Source organism: Parafilimonas sp. (assembly GCF_047606085.1).
In the GTDB taxonomy this organism is placed as follows: Bacteria; Bacteroidota; Bacteroidia; order Chitinophagales; family Chitinophagaceae; genus Parafilimonas.
Genome location: NZ_JASGEX010000180.1, coordinates 1 through 21,380 on the forward strand (window position 1 = coordinate 1; position 21,380 = coordinate 21,380).

Annotated in this window: 12 protein-coding genes and 1 CRISPR repeat array; all 12 genes read left to right on the forward strand. The window is 43.6% G+C overall.

The genetic code is table 11. The annotated features are described in order from the left end of the window. Positions 1-3,119: direct repeats of the CRISPR family, unit length 47 nt; unit sequence GTTGTATTCAAAGATCATCAAAACAAAGTTTGAAAGCAAATCACAAC. A gap of 78 nt (positions 3,120-3,197) precedes the next feature. Then, the gene (locus QM629_RS15695; protein ID WP_415160837.1) at positions 3,198-3,965 is read left to right on the forward strand and encodes a sensor histidine kinase; all 768 of its coding nucleotides are present in this window, start codon (positions 3,198-3,200) and stop codon (positions 3,963-3,965) included. After that, positions 3,931-4,650, forward strand: coding sequence for a LytR/AlgR family response regulator transcription factor (locus tag QM629_RS15700; protein WP_415160838.1), 720 nt, complete (start codon positions 3,931-3,933; stop codon positions 4,648-4,650). The genes QM629_RS15695 and QM629_RS15700 overlap by 35 nt, the downstream gene beginning before the upstream one ends. A gap of 176 nt (positions 4,651-4,826) precedes the next feature. Continuing rightward, complete coding sequence (locus tag QM629_RS15705; RefSeq protein WP_415160839.1) at positions 4,827-7,106, forward strand: cation:proton antiporter; 2,280 nt, start codon at positions 4,827-4,829, stop codon at positions 7,104-7,106. 45 nt (positions 7,107-7,151) lie between these two features. Continuing rightward, the gene (locus QM629_RS15710; RefSeq protein WP_415160840.1) at positions 7,152-7,613 is read left to right on the forward strand and encodes a SufE family protein; all 462 of its coding nucleotides are present in this window, start codon (positions 7,152-7,154) and stop codon (positions 7,611-7,613) included. Continuing rightward, a complete protein-coding gene (locus QM629_RS15715; RefSeq protein WP_415160841.1) occupies positions 7,585-7,821 on the forward strand; it encodes a hypothetical protein in 237 nt (78 codons plus the stop codon). The genes QM629_RS15710 and QM629_RS15715 overlap by 29 nt, the downstream gene beginning before the upstream one ends. A gap of 247 nt (positions 7,822-8,068) precedes the next feature. After that, the gene (locus QM629_RS15720; protein ID WP_415160842.1) at positions 8,069-8,464 is read left to right on the forward strand and encodes a cupin domain-containing protein; all 396 of its coding nucleotides are present in this window, start codon (positions 8,069-8,071) and stop codon (positions 8,462-8,464) included. Between the two features lie 667 nt (positions 8,465-9,131). Next, on the forward strand, positions 9,132-12,158 hold the full coding sequence (locus QM629_RS15725; protein ID WP_415160843.1) for a SusC/RagA family TonB-linked outer membrane protein: 3,027 nt from the start codon (positions 9,132-9,134) through the stop codon (positions 12,156-12,158). A gap of 128 nt (positions 12,159-12,286) precedes the next feature. Beyond that, complete coding sequence (locus QM629_RS15730; protein WP_415160844.1) at positions 12,287-13,849, forward strand: RagB/SusD family nutrient uptake outer membrane protein; 1,563 nt, start codon at positions 12,287-12,289, stop codon at positions 13,847-13,849. Positions 13,850-13,983: 134 nt separating this feature from the next. After that, a complete protein-coding gene (locus QM629_RS15735; protein ID WP_415160845.1) occupies positions 13,984-15,825 on the forward strand; it encodes an arylsulfatase in 1,842 nt (613 codons plus the stop codon). Positions 15,826-15,884: 59 nt separating this feature from the next. Beyond that, positions 15,885-17,675: an arylsulfatase gene (locus tag QM629_RS15740; protein ID WP_415160846.1), complete on the forward strand. Its 1,791-nt coding sequence runs from the start codon at positions 15,885-15,887 to the stop codon at positions 17,673-17,675. Positions 17,676-17,760: 85 nt separating this feature from the next. Continuing rightward, positions 17,761-19,032 (forward strand): mandelate racemase/muconate lactonizing enzyme family protein, encoded by a 1,272-nt coding sequence (locus QM629_RS15745; RefSeq protein WP_415160847.1) that lies wholly within the window; start codon positions 17,761-17,763, stop codon positions 19,030-19,032. A 519-nt stretch (positions 19,033-19,551) separates the two neighbouring features. Beyond that, positions 19,552-21,180, forward strand: a complete 1,629-nt coding sequence (locus QM629_RS15750; RefSeq protein WP_415160848.1) for an arylsulfatase — start codon at positions 19,552-19,554, stop codon at positions 21,178-21,180. Positions 21,181-21,380 lie beyond the last annotated feature (200 nt).

The following is a 21,380-nucleotide window of genomic DNA, read 5'->3' on the forward strand; positions in this document are numbered from 1 at the left end:
GTTGTATTCAAAGATCATCAAAACAAAGTTTGAAAGCAAATCACAACGAAGTTTCAAGCAGCATGTCAGCAGCTTGGTTGTATTCAAAGATCATCAAAACAAAGTTTGAAAGCAAATCACAACTAAAATGCTTTCTTCTGATTGTCGAATATGGTTGTATTCAAAGATCATCAAAACAAAGTTTGAAAGCAAATCACAACTGAGTACATGTTCGTCAGCCAGCATAGCAGGTTGTATTCAAAGATCATCAAAACAAAGTTTGAAAGCAAATCACAACTGTTTTTATCTTTCAAAACAGCTGGGGAGAGTTGTATTCAAAGATCATCAAAACAAAGTTTGAAAGCAAATCACAACATGATTTACAGCCTTATACCATGTCGGGAGGTTGTATTCAAAGATCATCAAAACAAAGTTTGAAAGCAAATCACAACTTTCTAAGCATGTGGATACATGGGAATGGGGTTGTATTCAAAGATCATCAAAACAAAGTTTGAAAGCAAATCACAACTCTTTGCCAAGCGGTATCTTTAATCCATGCGTTGTATTCAAAGATCATCAAAACAAAGTTTGAAAGCAAATCACAACTCTGCATATTCGGCAACGCCGCACCTGGCCGTTGTATTCAAAGATCATCAAAACAAAGTTTGAAAGCAAATCACAACAAGACGGTAAATTAACACACCCGTCCGTAAGTTGTATTCAAAGATCATCAAAACAAAGTTTGAAAGCAAATCACAACTTTTGAGACAAAATCCAGTTTATATACAAGTTGTATTCAAAGATCATCAAAACAAAGTTTGAAAGCAAATCACAACAGGCATTATGCCTGGCTTTAGATTAATTAAGTTGTATTCAAAGATCATCAAAACAAAGTTTGAAAGCAAATCACAACAACAGACCTTAGTTCGGTGCTTAATCATATGTTGTATTCAAAGATCATCAAAACAAAGTTTGAAAGCAAATCACAACAAATAAACAATATGAAAAAGGTAGGCATACGTTGTATTCAAAGATCATCAAAACAAAGTTTGAAAGCAAATCACAACTATGGATATTATATACTTCAAGACTTCTTTGTTGTATTCAAAGATCATCAAAACAAAGTTTGAAAGCAAATCACAACTGGGCTTTGTATGCGCGCTGGTATCGGCCAGTTGTATTCAAAGATCATCAAAACAAAGTTTGAAAGCAAATCACAACATAGTCAGGTTCTCCCATCTCTGTCAGAGGGTTGTATTCAAAGATCATCAAAACAAAGTTTGAAAGCAAATCACAACTTGATAAGCGCGTGAAGCGCCTGGAAAGGAGTTGTATTCAAAGATCATCAAAACAAAGTTTGAAAGCAAATCACAACTTGATGAGCGACTGGGCGCCTATTCCGAGAGTTGTATTCAAAGATCATCAAAACAAAGTTTGAAAGCAAATCACAACGATATTTTCCATCTTCATGCCGATATTTAGTTGTATTCAAAGATCATCAAAACAAAGTTTGAAAGCAAATCACAACTCCCAGGCGCGGAGCCTGTTGAGGTCATTTGTTGTATTCAAAGATCATCAAAACAAAGTTTGAAAGCAAATCACAACGAAGTTTCAAGCAGCATGTCAGCAGCTTGGTTGTATTCAAAGATCATCAAAACAAAGTTTGAAAGCAAATCACAACGTATAGCTCCAATGCCAAATTATGAAAAGGGTTGTATTCAAAGATCATCAAAACAAAGTTTGAAAGCAAATCACAACGTGGCTAAACTTTTTTAACGCAAGCAAGAAGTTGTATTCAAAGATCATCAAAACAAAGTTTGAAAGCAAATCACAACTAATGCTGCCGCTACTTCCTGCTTAACCTGTTGTATTCAAAGATCATCAAAACAAAGTTTGAAAGCAAATCACAACGTAAGATGAAAGACGTAAATGGCGCATTGCGTTGTATTCAAAGATCATCAAAACAAAGTTTGAAAGCAAATCACAACGTTCTTCAGGCAGGGAGAGCAAGAATTTTAGTTGTATTCAAAGATCATCAAAACAAAGTTTGAAAGCAAATCACAACGTGTTGCGCCAATGCCTGATTATGAAAAAGTTGTATTCAAAGATCATCAAAACAAAGTTTGAAAGCAAATCACAACGTGTCATTTATTGAAGGGTTTACATAGTAGGTTGTATTCAAAGATCATCAAAACAAAGTTTGAAAGCAAATCACAACATACTTCTCTCAACTTAATGTTTCTGAAAGTTGTATTCAAAGATCATCAAAACAAAGTTTGAAAGCAAATCACAACAAAAACGACAGGCACGCCGCACTATATAGGTTGTATTCAAAGATCATCAAAACAAAGTTTGAAAGCAAATCACAACAAGTAGATTATAAATAGTAGATTGCGTTAAGTTGTATTCAAAGATCATCAAAACAAAGTTTGAAAGCAAATCACAACAATCTGCCTACCGGTTTAAGTATGGATATGGTTGTATTCAAAGATCATCAAAACAAAGTTTGAAAGCAAATCACAACGGGAAACGTTGCTGATAATAAATGATGAAGGTTGTATTCAAAGATCATCAAAACAAAGTTTGAAAGCAAATCACAACCACCTGTGCGCTCGTTAATGCGCGCACCTTGTTGTATTCAAAGATCATCAAAACAAAGTTTGAAAGCAAATCACAACAACCGGGCAGATAACTTAAAAGGCATAGTTGTTGTATTCAAAGATCATCAAAACAAAGTTTGAAAGCAAATCACAACAATCCGCTTCGCCTTTAATGTACGGAAGATGTTGTATTCAAAGATCATCAAAACAAAGTTTGAAAGCAAATCACAACATCCGCAGCGCTGCACTTACCAACCAATTGGTTGTATTCAAAGATCATCAAAACAAAGTTTGAAAGCAAATCACAACTGCCTAATCTGTAGCCCGGGAAAAAGTAGAGTTGTATTCAAAGATCATCAAAACAAAGTTTGAAAGCAAATCACAACTGGGAAAGCAAATAATTGCAACCGTGCCTTGTTGTATTCAAAGATCATCAAAACAAAGTTTGAAAGCAAATCACAACCCGTTACCGCGCCCAAACCCGAACCGATGGGTTGTATTCAAAGATCATCAAAACAAAGTTTGAAAGCAGCCGGAAGGCAGCAGAACAGGAACCTGTTCTGTTTCCATGCAGGCATACGGCTATTCTTTCTAATTTAGCGCTGTTAAACAGTATTGATGCGCACATTAACTATACCGGTATATCTCTTATACATGCTGATGGCAGCAGGCATATTGCTGCTGGCTGTGATTGCCTATCTCATGGCAAGATTGGTAAAAGCAGAACGGAGAAGGGGTGAAATTGAAAACAGGTTTCAGCAGACAGAAAAACAGGTGAATGCATTGCAGCTTGAAACCCTTGAATCGAGGCTGAACCCGCATTTGTTTAAAAACATTCTTAATTCTATACAATCGCATGCCTATCAAACCTATTTTGCCCTGGAAAAATTAAGCAACGTGCTCGATTATATTTTGTATGAAAGCCGGAATAAGCTTGTTACGCCAAAAGATGAAATTGAATTTGCATTAAGCCTCATCGAGGTCAATAAAATAAAATTAAGCCCGCTTTTTGAGCTTAAGGTAAAAACAAAAATTGATGAAACGGAGCCGCTATACCAGCAGCGCTTACTGGCGCCGCTCATTTCCATAGACCTTATTGAGAATGCTTTTAAGCACGCCGATCTTCAAAGTGCAGATGCTTTTATCTCCATCATATTCGAATTTAAAAACGATCAGTTTGCCCTTACCGTGTCAAACAAAATATCAACAAAAACACCTATTGAAAAAGAGAAAGGCGGCATAGGCGCCGCTACGCTGGAACAACGCCTGCGCATCATTTATAAAAACCATTTTAAACTTGAGCGGTTTATAGAAAATGACGTTCATATTGCACATTTAAAAATCAATCTGCTTGAACACAAAACTGAAATGCTTGCTGCTCGATGATGAGTTGCCCGGGTTAACTTACCTGAAAATGCTGTGTGAGCAACTGCCGGAAATAGAAGTGGCGAAAGCTTTTAATAACCCGAAGCTGCTGGTACAGGAATTGCCGGCGCTTGAATTTGATTTCTGCATCCTTGATATTGAAATGCCGGCAATGAATGGTTTGCAGGTGGCCGGCATGCTGCATGAAAAGCCCGTGATTTTTATTACCGCATATAAAGAATATGCGGCCGAAGCCTTCGACCTTGATGCGGTGGATTATGTAAGAAAGCCCGTAAAAAAAGAAAGGCTGCGGCAGGCCGTGCATAAAATAAAAAACCGGCTGGAAAACAAAACCGCAAGAACGCAATTCATTCAGCTTAACACAGACAAGGGCAAAGCCCTGGTTTACTTTAACAATCTCTGCTACATTAAAGCATCAGACATAGACAGCCGCGATAAGGTGGCATTGCTGTATGACCAAACAATCATCACGCTGAAAAACATTTCATTTGAAAAACTGCAGGGCCTGTTGCCGCACGATGAATTTGTAAGGGTGAATAAAAAAGAAATGATCTCATTGAAAACGGTGCAGGTCTTTTCTGCTGATGAGATTACCACCAATATCCCTTCAGCACAGGGCGGCACTTTAAGGCTTACATTGAGCGAGGCTTATAAAAAAGACTTTATTCAAAAAGTAAGGCTTTGATCTTATTACATTTTTTCCCCGCCTCATTACATTTATAGGGGCTTTATATGCAATGCGTTTTAAATTTCCTCTTGTGATTGCATATTCGCGTTGGCGCAGCCCGCAAACCGGCAAGGTTAAGGCAAATCAGCTTGCTGATTGTGATTGTATTTTAAGACAACTGAATAAGAAGATTGATGCGTAAATTTAAGTACACGGCTTTTTATGTTGGTACGATCGGCGGGTTTTCACTGCTTATTTACCGGATTATTTCCCGTGGCACAAAACTGGAACAGGGACGGCCTATAGTGGTCCCTTCTTCCGTAAAAGGGGAATGGATTGAATTTACAGAATCGCTTACGCAAAACCTCGCCCACCCGCTTACGCTTTTGCTTATACAGATAGTTGCCATTATACTTGCCGCTAAGTTTTTTGGATGGATATGCACAAAAATCGGCCAGCCAACCGTGGTGGGCGAAATGATAGCCGGCATAGTGCTGGGGCCTTCGCTGCTGGGCCTGTATTTTCCTGACGTTTCCGCAGTTCTTTTCCCCAGGCAGTCATTGGGCAACCTGCAATTCCTCAGCCAGATCGGCTTAATTCTTTTCATGTTTATTGTAGGCATGGAATTAGACCTTAAAGTGTTCAGGAAAAAAACCCGGGAAGCTATTGTTATCAGCCATGCGAGCATCATTTTCCCGTTTGCACTGGGCGTGGGTTTAGCTTACTTCATCTACCATTCCTTTGCGCCTGAAACGGTGCAGTTTTTATCTTTCGCCTTATTCATAGGCATTGCCATGAGCATTACAGCATTTCCGGTGCTGGCAAGAATTGTGCAGGAACGCGGCTTGGGAAGAACAAAGCTGGGCACGGTTGCCATTACCTGCGCGGCTGCCGATGATATTACCGCCTGGTGCATACTTGCTGCGGTTATAGCCATTACAAAAGCCGGTTCTTTCGTAAGCTCGTTATATACCATCATCCTGGCAGCTGCCTATGTACTGTTTATGATAAAAGTGATCCGCCCTTTCCTGTCACGCATAGGTAATATCTACAACTCCAAAGAAAGCTTAACGAAGCCGATTGTTGCCATATTTTTTCTTACGCTTATTGTTTCAGCCTGTATTACCGAGAGCATTGGTATTCATGCCTTATTTGGCGCCTTTATGGCCGGCGCCATCATGCCCGATAACGTAAAGTTTCGCAACCTGTTTATAGAAAAGGTAGAAGATGTGGCGCTGATAATATTGCTGCCTTTGTTTTTTGTGTTTACAGGTTTAAGAACACAGGTGGGCTTATTAAATGATCCCGGGCTTTGGAAGCTTACCGGGCTGATTATTATTATAGCTGTTGCCGGCAAGTTTTTGGGAAGCGCTCTCGCTGCCAAATTTGTTGGCCAAAGCTGGAAAGACAGTCTTTCTTTAGGCATACTCATGAACACAAGAGGCCTGATGGAGCTGGTAGTGCTGAATATTGGTTACGACCTGGGCGTTTTAACCCCCGGAATTTTTTCAATAATGGTATTAATGGCCCTCATAACCACTTTCATGACCGGGCCGGCGCTTGACCTTATTAACTGGATATTCAAATCCAAACCGCAGGAAATGCCTTTGGAGCTTAAAGAAATAAGCAAGTATAAAATACTGTTCTCATTCGATCAGCCCAAACCAGGCAAAAGCCTGCTGAGGCTGGCCCATGCATTTACCCATAAACTAGACGGCAATGCCTCGCTTACAGCGCTGCATCTATCCCCGGTAAATGAACTGCACTATTACGATACGGAAGAATATGAAACAAAAACATTTAAACCGGTAGTGGATGAATCCATCAGCCTTAACAGGAAGATCATTACGCTGTTTAAAGCATCTACAGACATAGACAGTGAAATAACCAACGTGGCCAATAAAGGCGACTACGACCTGTTGCTGATTAACCTGCGCGAATCCATATATGAAGGCAGTTTTTTAGGCAGGCTGCTCGGCTATACCACGCGCATTATTAATCCCGAAACGTTATTGAACACCGTTACCGGTAAAGACAACATTTTTGATGCAGCGCCATTTGATGAACATACAAGGCAGATCATTTCAAAATCGCAGGTACCGGTAGGCATTTTAATTGATAAGGGCCTGCAGGCCATTGAGCAGGTTTTAATTCCTGTGGTTGATGACAGTGATATTATGCTTATTGATTATGCGCAGAAACTGATACACAATACCGGCGCCCAGGTAACTATTTCCGATGCATCAGGCATTGTAAAAAACAATGCTGTTGCCAGGGAACGCATCCGGGCCATTGAACAGATAGCGCCTAACCACATAAGGCTATATAACGAGCGGGTGGTGAAAAAGGAATTGCTGAAACAATACCACCTTATGCTTACCAGCCTGGATAGCTGGAAGAAATTAGTGGAATCAAAAAGTTTATGGCTGTCAGATATTCCATCTGCACTGATCATTGCAGATAAGAAGGATTAACACTGTATGCTAAATTATATTTTGTAACGCTTAAAAACTGTTATTATGCATCTAAACAAAGTTCAGGACAAGATCGTTGAAGAGTTTGATGCCATCATTGGCCAGGTTAAAAGCAAATTCAGGTATTTGAGGCATTTTGCAAATTTGGGCACATCGTTTCCTGCCGCTACAACGGTGGAAAGAACGGATGATAAAATGATCAGGCTCACCCGGTCGAGGATATGGCTGGATGCTGCTTATAAAGACGGCAAAGTTTATTATGCAGGAGATAGCGACAGCAGCATTATCAAAGGCATCCTGATGCTGTACATAAAAGTTTTTTCGGGCAGGACACCTAAAGAAATTATTGATTCTGATGTTTACTTCACGCATGAGATAAGCCTGCATGATTATTTGCCGCAACACAGGCAGAACGAAATATCCTCCGTGCTGCAGCGTATGCGGGCCTTTGCAGCCAGGTTTAAGATATCAAACCTGAATGACAACGGTGTTGCGCTTGCTGTTTAGCCTGCCGGGCAAAGCGTTACCGGCGCAAAAACCGTGGATCGTTCCTCTTCCCTGTACAACGAAAATGCACCGCCTGGAAGAAAATGCAGGCGCTGCTTCCATCAATTTAAGTGATGATAATTTTAAAGAAATGAACGGTGCTGTTGCCACTGTTGAAGTGCGCGGCGCATGGTATCCGCAGCATTTGCAGGAAAGAACAGGCAAATAAATTTGTCTTATCAGCAGAATAGATGCCTGCTTAAAAAGACGCTTTTTTAAGCGGCCCTTTTTTGATAACATAAAACAAACAGCTTCAAAATGACTCGCTGTAAATTTCAGGAGGTAGTGCAATAATCTAAAAATAAAAAGTGGTCAGTTAAGGCTGAGTGGAATCGTGAGGGCCCATAACTTACCACTCAATTCACTTAGAATACGGCAGCGTATAATTAATATAACATCGGTTTAAATTCAATATCATGGAAATAACAAGAGTGGGGTCGCAACCTTCCGGCAAGGGGCCGGAAGACTGGTTTACAGGCGCAGTGCGCATTGACCCCTTGTTTCAGCCAAATGGTGCAAGGCGCGCAGCGGCCGCCTCCGTTACATTTGAGCCCGGTGCAAGAACAGCCTGGCATACACACCCGCTGGGGCAAACATTAATTGTAACGGCAGGCTGTGGCCGGGTGCAGAAGGAAGGCGGCCCTGTTGAAGAAATTCATCCCGGAGATATAGTTTGGTTTGAAGCAAACGAAAAGCACTGGCATGGCGCAACAGCCACAACGGGTATGACGCATATCGCCATACAGGAAAACCTGCATGGAAAAGTGGTTGACTGGATGGAGAAAGTTTCGGATGAGCAATACCATCAATAAATAACAAATAATAAAAGCGGCCATCAGCTCTCATACAATTCAGGCATCATAATATATACGCTGCAAGGTGTAAAAAAGTGATTTTGTGTTGTTCGGTTTTAGCTCCCCTCTCCTTTGGCGAACTTGTCCCGACCATTCGGGAGGGGTTGGGGGTGAGGTCTGACAAAAGAAACATTATTCACTAATTTATCCCTTGCGCATTATAATTAATTATAAAAGCCCGCAATTGGGGTAATAGTCTGCTTAAACAGCTTCCGGAAGATTGATTTCGCAAGCAGTATTTTAAATAATTCCTATTAATTCTATAGGAATTATTTAAAATAATAAATAAATGCTTTACTTTCGCGCCAGGCAAAACATAAGCAAGCAACAACATGAGATTCAAAACTATGCATACTCTGCTTACATATTCATTCCGATGTATGTGCTTCACGCACAGTTGTACCATTATTCCATAATTCAATAGAAAAAAGCCATTGTTTTACCAACAACGGCTCCAGCTTAAATTAATGAACCAGAATTCAATTGGCGTTGGTCTGGTTCACTCTAACATTTAAATCTTATCAAATTTATGCATTTTCTAAAATCGTTACTTCACCGAAGTAAGAAACCAGTTTTTGTATCAGGTCAATTTAACTTTGTTTTTTCCATCACTTTTCTGTTCTCATTGTTTTTTCATCTTCGCGGTTACAGCCAAAACCCGGTTATCAATACAGTTATAAAAGGCAGGATAACAGATAGCGCTACACGGCAGGGATTAAGCGGTGTTTCTATCCAGATTAAGGGCATTACAAATGGTACCACTACCGATCAAAAGGGCGAGTTTAAATTATTAACCGCTCAAGAATTGCCGCTTACACTGGTTGTAAGTTATGTGGGTTATCAGTCTAAGGAAGTATTGGCTTCGGGCGATCTGATCAATATTCAACTGGCAGAAGCCGCCAACCAGTTAACCGAAGTGGTAGCCATAGGCTATGGAACACAGAAAAGAACCGACCTGACAGGTTCCATAGCTTCCGTTCCTTCGGTTGTAAAAAACCAGCCGGTTGCCTCGGCAGAACGTTTATTACAGGGGTCGGTTTCGGGTGTGGTGGTTACCCAAACATCCGGCCAGCCCGGCGGCGGCGTCAGCGTGCAGATCAGGGGCAGCAATTCCATTAATGCCAGCAGCGACCCCCTGTACGTAATTGATGGTTTTCCTGTTAATAACAGCTACGGTGTTACCAATTCGGGTGTGGCGGTAGGCCCTAATTTAAACCCGCTGTCCACCTTAAACCCAAGCGATATAGCATCAATAGATGTATTAAAAGATGCCTCTGCAACGGCTATTTACGGTTCAAGAGGGGCTAACGGTGTGGTTATCATCACCACAAAAAAGGGCTCAAGAAATAAATCCTCCATCAATTACGATGGATATTACGGCATTCAGAAGGTTATAAGAACGCTGCCCTTGTTAAATGCCAAAGAATGGTGGGATTTAAGAGAAGACGCGGCTACCAATTCGGGCACAACTGTGACGTTGCCCACCGTGAGCGGGTATAGCTTAGATACCAGCGGGGAGGGTACAGACTGGCAGGCTGCCGCTTTTCAAACGGCTCCCATGCAAAGCCATAGCATATCCATATTAACCGGATCGGAAAAAACCAGCATTGCCATATCGGGCAATTACCTGCAGCAGGAAGGGGTAATTATAAATTCCGGCTACAAGCGCCTGTCTTCAAGGGTTAATATTGATCATCAATATAGCGCAAACTTCAGGCTTAACGCCAGCATTGTCGCCACAAGGGCAACCGGCGATATAGCGCCCAATTCCATTATACAGGGGCTTTTATTTACACCGCCTTCATTGCCAATATACCAGGATGATGGCTCTTTTGTGGTTAACAGCCCGTTTGAAACAGTATATGCCAATCCTATCAATACGCTTTACAATGTAACGAATGAATCCATTACCAACCGGCTGCTCGGGAATATTTCCGGGGAATATACGCTGCTGCCGGGATTGAAGGCCAAGGTATTGCTGGGCACAGATATAATTGATAACAAGGAAAACCTGTACTATCCAAGTACTACCTATGAAGGGGCTTCCACCGATGGAAATGCCACCATCGGCTCAAAATTTACGGCTGACTGGCTTAACGAAAATACGATAAGCTATCAGGGCACATTGGGTAGAAAAGGGCATATTGACGCGGTGGCCGGTTTTACTGCGCAACAGTCAAAATCGAAAGGTTATACGGCCAACTCTTACGGTTTCAGCTTTGACGAGCTTACGTATAATGATTTAGGTTCTGCTACTACAGCGGGAACGCCTTCCTCTTCTGCAAGCGAATGGGCGCTGTCATCTTTTTTGGGCAGGTTTAACTATATATATGACAGCAAGTATCTTTTAACGGCTTCTTTAAGGGCTGATGGGTCTTCTAAATTTGGCGAAGGCCATAAGTGGGGATATTTTCCGTCGGCAGCTGCAGGATGGAACATAAGCAAAGAAGATTTTTTCAAAAACGTCAAAAATATTAATAATTTAAAGCTCAGGTTCAGCTTAGGCAGCACGGGAAACCAGGGCATAGACCCGTACCAGTCTCTTGCCGATTTGGAAACTTACGTATATAACTTCTCCAGCACCACGGTAGTTGGTTATGCGCCCAGTTCTGTTACCAACAAAACGTTAAGCTGGGAAAAAACATTTCAGCTTGACGGCGGGTTAGACATCAGCTTGTTCAACGACAGGATTGCCATAACCGCCGATTATTACAGCAAGAAAACAACGGACCTGCTTTTAACAGGAACCGTGTCCGGAACATCGGGACTGGCAGATCTTAGCAATAATCAAACTTCCACCACATTCCAGAATATCGGTGCCATCATCAACAAAGGCTTTGATTTTAGCATAACCACCCTGAATATAGATGGCGCAGTTACCTGGAAAACGATGGGGATATTTTCAACGAATACCAACAAGGTATTAAGCCTTACCCCGGGCGTAACCGAATACATACCTTCCAGCGCCGATCCGTCAATAGCTGCGGTCGGGCACCCTATAGGCTCTTTTATTGTATATAAAACAGATGGCCTGATACAGGAAGGCGAAACCCCGCTTACGCCCTCAGCAGATGTGGCGGTAGGGGCGCAACAGTATAAAGATATTGACGGTGATGGCGCTATCACCACAGCCGACAGGATTATAATTGACAATAAGCTGAAGTTCACGGCCGGGCTCACCAATGAGATCAGCTATAAAGGGTTTACCCTTTCCGCTTTTTTCTATGCCTCGGTGGGCGGCAAAATATATAACCAGAATGAGGCTCAGTTAGAATTAGGTACCGGATATACCAACGGGTCTAAAGTGATGCTGAACAGGTGGACGCCAACCAATACCAATACCGATGTTAAACGGGCTTACCAAAACCCGGCTATAACGCTGGCCGACAGGTTTATAGAAAGCGCCACCTATTACAGGCTGAAGAATATCTCGTTGAGCTATTCATTTCCTGAATCCGTTTTATCCGGCGCCAGGATAATAAAATCGCTCAACGTCTATATATCTGCGCAAAACCCCTTCACATGGACCAAATATTCCGGATATGATCCGGAAGTGAGCAGAAATGGCCAGACTTTAATTAATAAAGGAGTTGATAACGCCGTGTATCCTAACACCAAATCTTACCAGGCAGGGTTAACTGCTACTTTCTAACATAAAAAATAAACAGATGAAACCGGGCATGGTAATTCTTCTCACACAACCTGTCCCGAACCAGCTTCGGGAGGAAGAATGTACATAGCGAGGTTCCATGAGACTATTGAAAAATAAAACTTGTACGAATGAAATATTTAATTGCTTTTTTTATATTTTTTGCCCTGACGGCAGGCATACTATCATGCAAAAAGTTTTTAGAAGAAACCCCTGAATCTTTTTTAACCGAAGATCAGTATTATAATACGGAAAGCGATGCGGAGGCTGCGGTGGACGCCATTTATTACCACCTGAATACTTCTTCCGTTCAGTCGCCGTACAATACTTTATTTAACACCGGCATGGATATGGCAGGCGACGATGAAGACCCGGGGCCGGGCGCCACCAATGGCGACGTGCGTTCCCTGTCTGTTTTGTCCCACAACGCAAGTAACCAGCGTGTGTATGAGATCTGGCAGCAGCATTATGCGGCTATCAGAAAGGCCAATATTGTTTTGTATAAGATACCTGACATAACATTTAGCGACGAAACATTAAAGAACAGGCTGACAGGGGAAGCCAAGTTCTTAAGGGCGCTTTTTTATTTCAACCTGGTAAGGCTGTTTGGCGATGTGCCGCTGGTAACAGAATACCAGTCGGATGTCCTGGCCTCTGCATATTACAGGCCCAGGACATCATCGGATTCCGTGTATGACCAAATCATATCGGACCTTTCCGATGCCGCCAGCCTCCTGCCTGATTCGTATAGCTCGCCGGACGTGGGCCGGGCCACTGCCGGCGCTGCCAAAGGGCTGTTGGCGAAAGTGTATTTAATCCGCGCTTCCCTTCCTTTAAATGAAACAGCATACTATGAGAATGCCATTTCAGAAGCAGAAGAAGTATTGTCTGCATCAGACGGCGGCACAGGAACGTATGGATATGATCTTTTTGAGGATTATTCGCATGTTTTCCTGCCGGCTTATGAAAACGGGGTGGAGCATCTTTTTTCCGCCCAGATGCTGGCCAACGCTAACGGCCAGACTAATGCTGAAACCTACAGGGCCATTTATACCTCCATTCCCGGCCTAAGCGGCAATTACGCCCACATGGTGAGATACTATACAAAAGGGGATGATGATTATTACAGCATTTATAAAATATACAACCCGGCAGACACGAGAAGGGATGTTACATTCGTTCGTTCTTTTACCAGCCCTACCAATTCAAATCAATATGGGCTGGCTTTAAGCAATCCCGCTGTAGTTAATGATTCCACGCCTTTCTGGAATAAATGGTGGGATCCCGATTATGCCGCCAATTCTTACCAGTCATCCACCAATGTTACCATACTGCGGTATTCAGAGATTTTGCTGATACATGCGGAAGCTGAAAATGAGGTGAACGGCCCCACCGCTAAAGCTTATGCATCCCTGAACAGGGTGCGTGAAAGGGCCGGCCTGTCTGATCTTTCCGGTTTAACCCAGGCTCAGTTCAGGGATTCTGTTTACCTGGAACGCCGGCTTGAATTATCGTATGAATACCAGCGCTGGTTTGACCTGATCAGGGAGAAAGATGCCAGCGGCAGCGGCATACTTATTACCAGCCTGCAAACCGTTGGTAAAACCAATGTAGCAGCAAAACATTATCTGTATCCAATACCCCAAACGGAAATAGACAATAATCCATTGCTTACCCAAAATACCGGGTGGTAATAATTTTATATGGATCAATGAACTTGTTTAAACATAAAAAAATCAACCGCATGCCTGCCCTCCGGGCAGGCATGCGGTTCAATATAGAGTGATTTTAAACAAGCTTCATGGTATCTGTTTCAAAAGTGTAATATATGAAAAGATATATTTTATTTTGGGGGATCATTGCCGGCGCCCATTTAAAAATGCAGGCGCAAACAGATACTGCTTTTAAAGGCACAATAGGCAAAACCCTGGCAGAATCAAAAGAGTGGTGGGCGCCGGTTCCCAAAGCGCCGGCAGGCGCGCCCAATGTTGTGCTTATCCTTTTGGACGATGTGGGTTTTGGCGCCAGCAGCGCATTTGGCGGATTGATCAGCACGCCTGCCCTGGATCGCCTTGCCAATAACGGCCTGCGATATACAAACTTTCATACAACAGCTATATGCGCCCCCACCCGCTCCGCCTTATTAACCGGCCGCAACAGCCATTTTGTGCACGAGGGTGGCTTCTCACATATTGGTTCTTCTGCCGGTTTTCCCGGATGGGATGGCAGAATACCTTCTTCTGCCGGTACAATTGCCGAAATATTGCGCGACAATGGCTATAATACTTTTGCCGTAGGAAAATACGGCCTGACGCCGGATGAAGATGCTACGGATGCCGGGCCTTTTGACCGATGGCCTTCCGGCAAAGGATTCGAACATTTCTTTGGCTTCCTGGGCTCGGCAACTGACCAGTATAAGCCGGACCTCGTGGAAGATAATGCACATGTTACGCCCGACGGCAGGCATTTAAACGAGCAGATAACAGATAAAGCGATAGCCTATATTGACCGGCAAAAGAAAGTGGCGCCGGATAAACCTTTCTTTCTGTACTACGCACCGGCTGCAACCCATGCGCCGCACCAGGTGGACAAATACTGGAGCGACCAGTATAAAGGCAAATTCGATGAAGGCTGGGATGTGTATCGCGAAAAAGTGCTGGCTAACCAGAAAAAGCTGGGCGTGGTGCCCGCTTACGCGCAATTAACCGAAAGGAACGAACATGTAAAAGCATGGAACAGCTTATCTGCAGATGAGAAAAGGCTTTTTGCAAGATTCTTTGAAGTGTATGCCGGTTATTTAACTTATACTGATTACCAGATAGGAAGATTAGTGAATTATTTGCGCGAGCATAACCTGGAAGAGAACACCTTAATTTATGTAATTATTGGCGATAACGGCGCCAGTAAAGAAGGCACTACCGAAGGCGTAATACAACCCGGAAAAAATAATGCCGCCCAAAGCTCCGAGGCGGAGTATTTTAAAAAGAACCTTGAATTGATTGATTCCATTGGCACGCCCAACAGCCGCGTAAATTATCCTGTTGGCTGGGCGCAGGCAGCTAATACGCCTTTTAAAGACTGGAAGCAGGATGCTAATTCAGAAGGCGGCACCCACAACCCTTTAATCATTTATTATCCCAAAGGCATTAAAGAAAAAGGCGGCCTGCGTAACCAATACGGGCATGTAATTGATATACTGCCCACCACGCTTGAACTGCTTGGCATTAAAGCGCCGCAATATATACGCAGTGTAAAGCAGGATAGTATTCAGGGCACTTCCCTTGCCTATTCTGTTAACGATGCCAAAGCGCCATCAAGGCATAAGATACAGCACTATTACATTTTTGGTAACCGGGCTATTTATTTCGATGGCTGGAAGGCCGGAGCTGCCCATAAGCCCGATGTATTCGATTTCAATTTTGCACAGGGCAAAAAACCGGAAAAAGTAAGTTACGATGATGATGTATGGGCTTTGTATAACCTTAATGAAGATTTTAACGAGCGCATTGACCTGTCAAAAAAATATCCCGAAAAACTAGTAGAGCTTAAAAAGCTCTTCGATGAGCAGGCGGAAAAAAACCACCTGTATCCATTGATTGACAGGTATGATGTTAATAATAAGCTGATTCATCATCCAAATGGAAGCGATAAACAAGGTCCGATTCAATAACCGGAAGAGAAAAAATGTAAAGGATGAAGGTGATATCTATTGTTAAACAAGGATTCCTGTTGCCAGCAATAATATTTATGGCCTGGCAACCGGCTGCAGCACAGGAGAATGAACAGCCATACCAGGGTAAAGCAGGTAAAACCCTGGCAGCGTCAACGGAATGGTGGCCCAAAACAGTAAAGGCGCCGGAAGGCGCCCCAAATATTGTCTGGATATTACTGGATGATGTGGGCTTTGGCGCTGCTTCTGCTTTTGGCGGATTGATACCTACGCCAACTTTGGATAGTTTAGCCAATAATGGCTTGCGCTATACAAACTTTCACGATGCAGGCATTTGTGCGCCCACCCGCGCCGCCCTGCTCACCGGACGCAACCATCATTATGTAACGGAAGGCGGGTTTTCCCATAAAAACAATTCAGCCGGTTTTCCCGGATGGTTTGGCAGAATACCTTCCAAAGACGGAACCATTGCAGAGATATTAAGAGATTATGGCTATAACACATTTGCAGTGGGTAAATACGGCCTAACGCCGGATGAAGAGGCTACGGATGCCGGGCCTTTCGACCGCTGGCCTGCAGGTAAAGGCTTTGAGCATTTCTTTGGCTTTCTCGAATCTGCTACCGACCAGTATAAGCCCAATCTTGTTGAAGATAATACGCACATTAAACCGGATGGCAGGCATTTGAGCGAGCAGATAACAGACAAGGCTATTTCCTATATTGAAAAACAAAAAAAGGCTGCACCGGATAAACCCTTCTTTTTGTATTATGCGCCCGCCGCTACCCATACGCCGCACCAGATAGATGCTCAATGGCGGTATATGTACAAAGGTAAATTTGATGAAGGCTGGGATGTGTACAGGGAAAAAACAATCGCCAATCAAATTAAACTGGGTGTCATACCCGCTGATGCAAAGCTGCCGGAAAGAAATGAAAATGTGCCTGCCTGGAACACGCTCAATGCAGATGAAAAAAGGCTGTACGCAAGGTTTATGGAAGTATATGCAGGCTACCTCACTTTTACTGACTATGAAATAGGCAGGGTGGTTAATTATCTCAAAAGCATTAACCAGCTAAACAATACATTGTTCTTTGTCATTATCGGCGATAACGGCGCTACAAAAGAAGGTGGTTTTTATGGGTCCGTCAATAAGAACCCCATCAGGAATTACCAGGGAGATTTCTTTAAAGAAAATCTTGCCAACATTGATTTGATCGGCACGCCTGAAGGCCACAGCACCAGTTACCCGATTGGCTGGTCGCAGGCCGCCAATACACCTTTTAAATACTGGAAGAACGATGCCAATGCAGAAGGCGCAACCCATACCCCGCTAATCATTTTTTATCCTGATAAAATAAAAGAAAGCGGTACCCGCAATCAATATGGCCATGTAATAGACCTGCTGCCAACCACGCTCGATTTTATTCATGAGCCTGCCCCTGCAACCATACGTTCGGTAAAACAGGATCCTTTACAGGGTATTTCACTATACTACACAGTTAATGATAAAGCCGCGCCGTCAAAGCATGTAACGCAGTACTATGCCATTTTTGGTTCAAGGGCTATTTATCACGATGGCTGGAAAGCCGGTGTTTTCCATCATCCCACGCAAATAGATTTTCTGCGCGATAAAGATTCTGCCTTAATCAAAAAATACAATGATGTGTGGGAACTGTATAACCTGAACACTGATTTTAATGAAAGGATTGATCTCGCAAAAAAGTATCCTGAAAAATTAAAAGCGCTGCAGGCTTTGTTTGAAAAAGAGGCCAAAGAAAACAATATCTACCCCATTATTGGCTGGGATGATATTTACCAGGGCAAAGTGCATAAGAATTTTAATGACTGATGTTGGGCATAGCCTGTAACTGTAAATGAATAACGGATGTGCGTATAACAAAAATTCATAACGCTTCTTTCAAAAGAAACTATGTATGAACAGAACACATAAAGGCCGGCGGGATTTTATACAGTCTTCATCGCTTGCCGCTTTACTGCCTTTTATGCTGCCTGCGGGCCTGGCCGGAACGGCAGGTGCTGCAGCAGATGAATCGTTGAAAATAAGCGGCCTGAAGGTGCATATTATAAAAGTAAATTCCCGTGGCAACTGGGTTATACTGGAACTTGCTACCAATAAAGGGTTAACCGGCTTTGGAGAAGCGTCGCAGGGTGTGAAAACCATAACCGCAGCCGAACAGCAGCTGGTACGGGATGAGATAAAGGCGTTTTATGAAATTGCGAAGAATGAATCTCCTTTTGCCATAGTTCGCTACAGGGAAAAGGGATTTGAGCTTTTAAAGAAAAAAACGTCCCGGCTTTCGCACACCGCTTTTTCTGCCATAGAGCAGGCCCTGTGGGATATACAGGGCAAAGCACTGGGAGCGCCGGTGTATTCTTTGCTCGGCGGCAAGATCAGGGACAAAATAAAGGTGTATGCCAACATTAACAGGGCAACCAATGACCGGGACAGTAATGGGCGCAGGCCTGCCTATGCTTTTCAAAAGAACGCAGAAAGCGCATTAAAGGCAGGGTTTAAAGCCATAAAAATGGCTCCTTTTGATGAAATGCGCCCGCTTGCCGGTTCTTCTGAACAGCAGATAGCCGACGATATTAACCATGCTGTAAATTGTTTGGGCCTGGTCAGGAAAACCATTGGCGGTGATATTGATTTACTGGTTGACGTGCACAGCCATCTTGATGAAAGGCTTGGCGTGGAAGTTGCCAAACGGGTGGAACCTTTAAACCTATTCTGGTTCGAGGAACCGGTGGACCCGGAGCATTATATTAAAGAGACGAAAGTTATTTCTGATTCAACAGCAAGGGCTACTGCGGGCGGAGAATCAATATTTGGAGCAGCAGGATTCTATCCCCTGGTAAAAGAAAAAGCCCTGGATATCTTAATGCCTGATGTGAAATATTGCGGCGGGATTTTAGAGCTCAAAAATATTGCCGCGCTTGCCAATCTTGAGGGAATTGCTATTGCACCCCACAATCCGGGCGGGCCCGTATCCACAGCGGCAAGCGTGCAGGTGGTTGCAACACTGCCAAATTTCAGCATCCTGGAGTATGCATTTGGTGAAGTGCCATGGAGGGCTGAGCTTGTTCAGCCTGCCGAAGCATTTATTGATGGCTATATTACGGTTAACGGCCGTCCCGGTTTAGGGGTGGATATGAATCCAAAAACATTGGCGGCGCATAGCGTATAAAGGCAATCCCCGGGGGTTTTAACCCCCCCCCGGGGATTATTAAAAATATAAACAGGTTCATTTAAAATAAACGGGATGAAACGGAGCATGGTAATTTCTTCTCACCCAGCCTGTCCCGAACCAGATTCGGGAGGGAAATGCCTGCCGGCGAGGCAGGTATATGCGGCGTTCCTTCCATCTGGCCTAATTAAAAAATTCAAACTTGTACGAATGAAACGCCCATGTAAAATGTTTCACTCACAGGGGAATGTATATTAAGGCGTTCCGTGAGACCATTGAAAAATCAAACTTGTACGAATGAAACCGAGCATGATAATTTTTTCTCACACCACCTGTCCCGAACCAGCTTCGGGAGGGGAATGTACATAGCGAGGTTCTCCCGAAGCAAGTTCGGGACAGGCATGAGACAACTGAAAAACAAATATGTACGAATGAAACGTCCATGCAAAATGTTTTTTTCACACAGGGGAATGTACATCAGGGCGTTCCATGAGGCCATTAAAAAACAAACTTGTACGAATGAAAAAAAAGTTACCAGTCTTTAGCATTGCTCTTTTGTTATGCACCCTGACTTTCGCTCAGTCTTCCAAACAGCCCAATATCATCGTTATTCTTGCAGATGATTTGGGCTATGCCGATCTCGGCTGTTATGGAAGTGAAATTCCCACGCCCAACCTGGATGCACTGGCAAAGAACGGCGTCCGCTTTTCTAACTTTTATAATACAGCCAGGTGCTGTCCTTCAAGGGCCGCTTTATTAACCGGTGTGTACTCCCACCAGGCAGGCGTGGGCCACATGACGGAAGATAAAGGGCCGGATCATCCTGCATACAGGGGGCAGTTGAATAATAATGTTGTCACCATTGGGGAAGCTTTAAAAAGCGCGGGGTATTTTACAGCAATGGTGGGCAAATGGCATGTGGGGCAGGAACACGGCGTTATCCCTTCCAAACGCGGGTTTGACCAGTCGCTTAACGCCCCTGCCGGCGGTTATTATTACTGGGACGCCCCTAACGCCAAAGTTTTTTTAAACGGCAGGCAGCTTTGCAATGATACTTCCATATTGCCTGCACACTGGTACACCACCGATTTATGGACGGATTACAGTTTACGCTTTATTGATACTGCCTTACAGGAAAAAAAGCCGTTTTTATTGTACCTCGCGTATAACGCGCCCCATTTTCCTTTGCAGGCGCCACAGGAAGAAATCCAAAAGTTCAGGGGTAAATATGTAAACGGCTGGGAAAAGCTGCGGGAAGAGCGCTATAAGAAACAAATACAATTGGGCCTGATTGACCCAAAATGGGACCTCTCCCCCATTAACCCCAACGTGCCGGACTGGGACACACTCAATGCAAAAGACAAGCAAAAATTTGATGATATAATGGCCATTTATGCAGCCGTTGTTGCGCACCTGGATAAAAGCATTGGCGATTTGGTATCAGGCTTGAAAAAGCGGGAAATATTTGATAACACGGTTATACTTTTTGTTTCCGATAATGGCGGCAATGCCGAGCCCGGGCCGGAAGCGCGCTATGAAGGCGCACTGCCTGGTTCTTCTTCCTCTGCCGTTTATTTAGGGCAGGGCTGGGCGGAAGCATCCTGCTCGCCTTTCTGGTCATACAAGCATCAAACCCATGAAGGCGGCATCTCTTCGCCGGCTATTGTGTCGTGGCCCGCAGGAATCCCCTCATCAAGAAACGGGAGCATCGAACGCCAGCCGGCGCATATTACGGACATAATGCCCACCTTGTTGGATTTATCGCATGCCCGGTATCCCGCTGCATATAATGGCAATACAATCATTCCTTACGTGGGTGTGAGCCTGAAACCCGCATTCACAGGCCGGTCCGTGAAAAGGAAAAACCCGATCTTCTGGGAACATGAAGGCAACAAGGCAGTACGTGATGGCAGGTGGAAGCTGGTTTCAGAAAATACAGAAACCTGGCAGTTATATGATATTGAAAACGACCGCACCGAGCTGCATGACCTTTCTAAAACCAATCCCCGGGTTGCGCGAAAATTGCAGAAACTGTATGAAGGCTGGTATAACCGGGTAAAGGCAGAACCTTTTGATAAAACCTTTAAATGGTTTTATAATTATGAGGCTGCAAAAAAACAGGCCGCAAATAAATTACCATCACGATAAACTTTAAAATAATGCGTATGCTTAAAATGAATCTGTTTCATCGCAGGCTTTTAGCCGGATGTTTTCGTACCGTTAAAAGGTATTTCATGGTTTTCATTTTATCAGGGATCGCCACTGCCGGTTTTTCCCAGGAAGAAGTAGTGATCAACGCAAAATCATTTTACGATAAATCGAAGGGCCAGCCGGGAGCGGTTATTTTA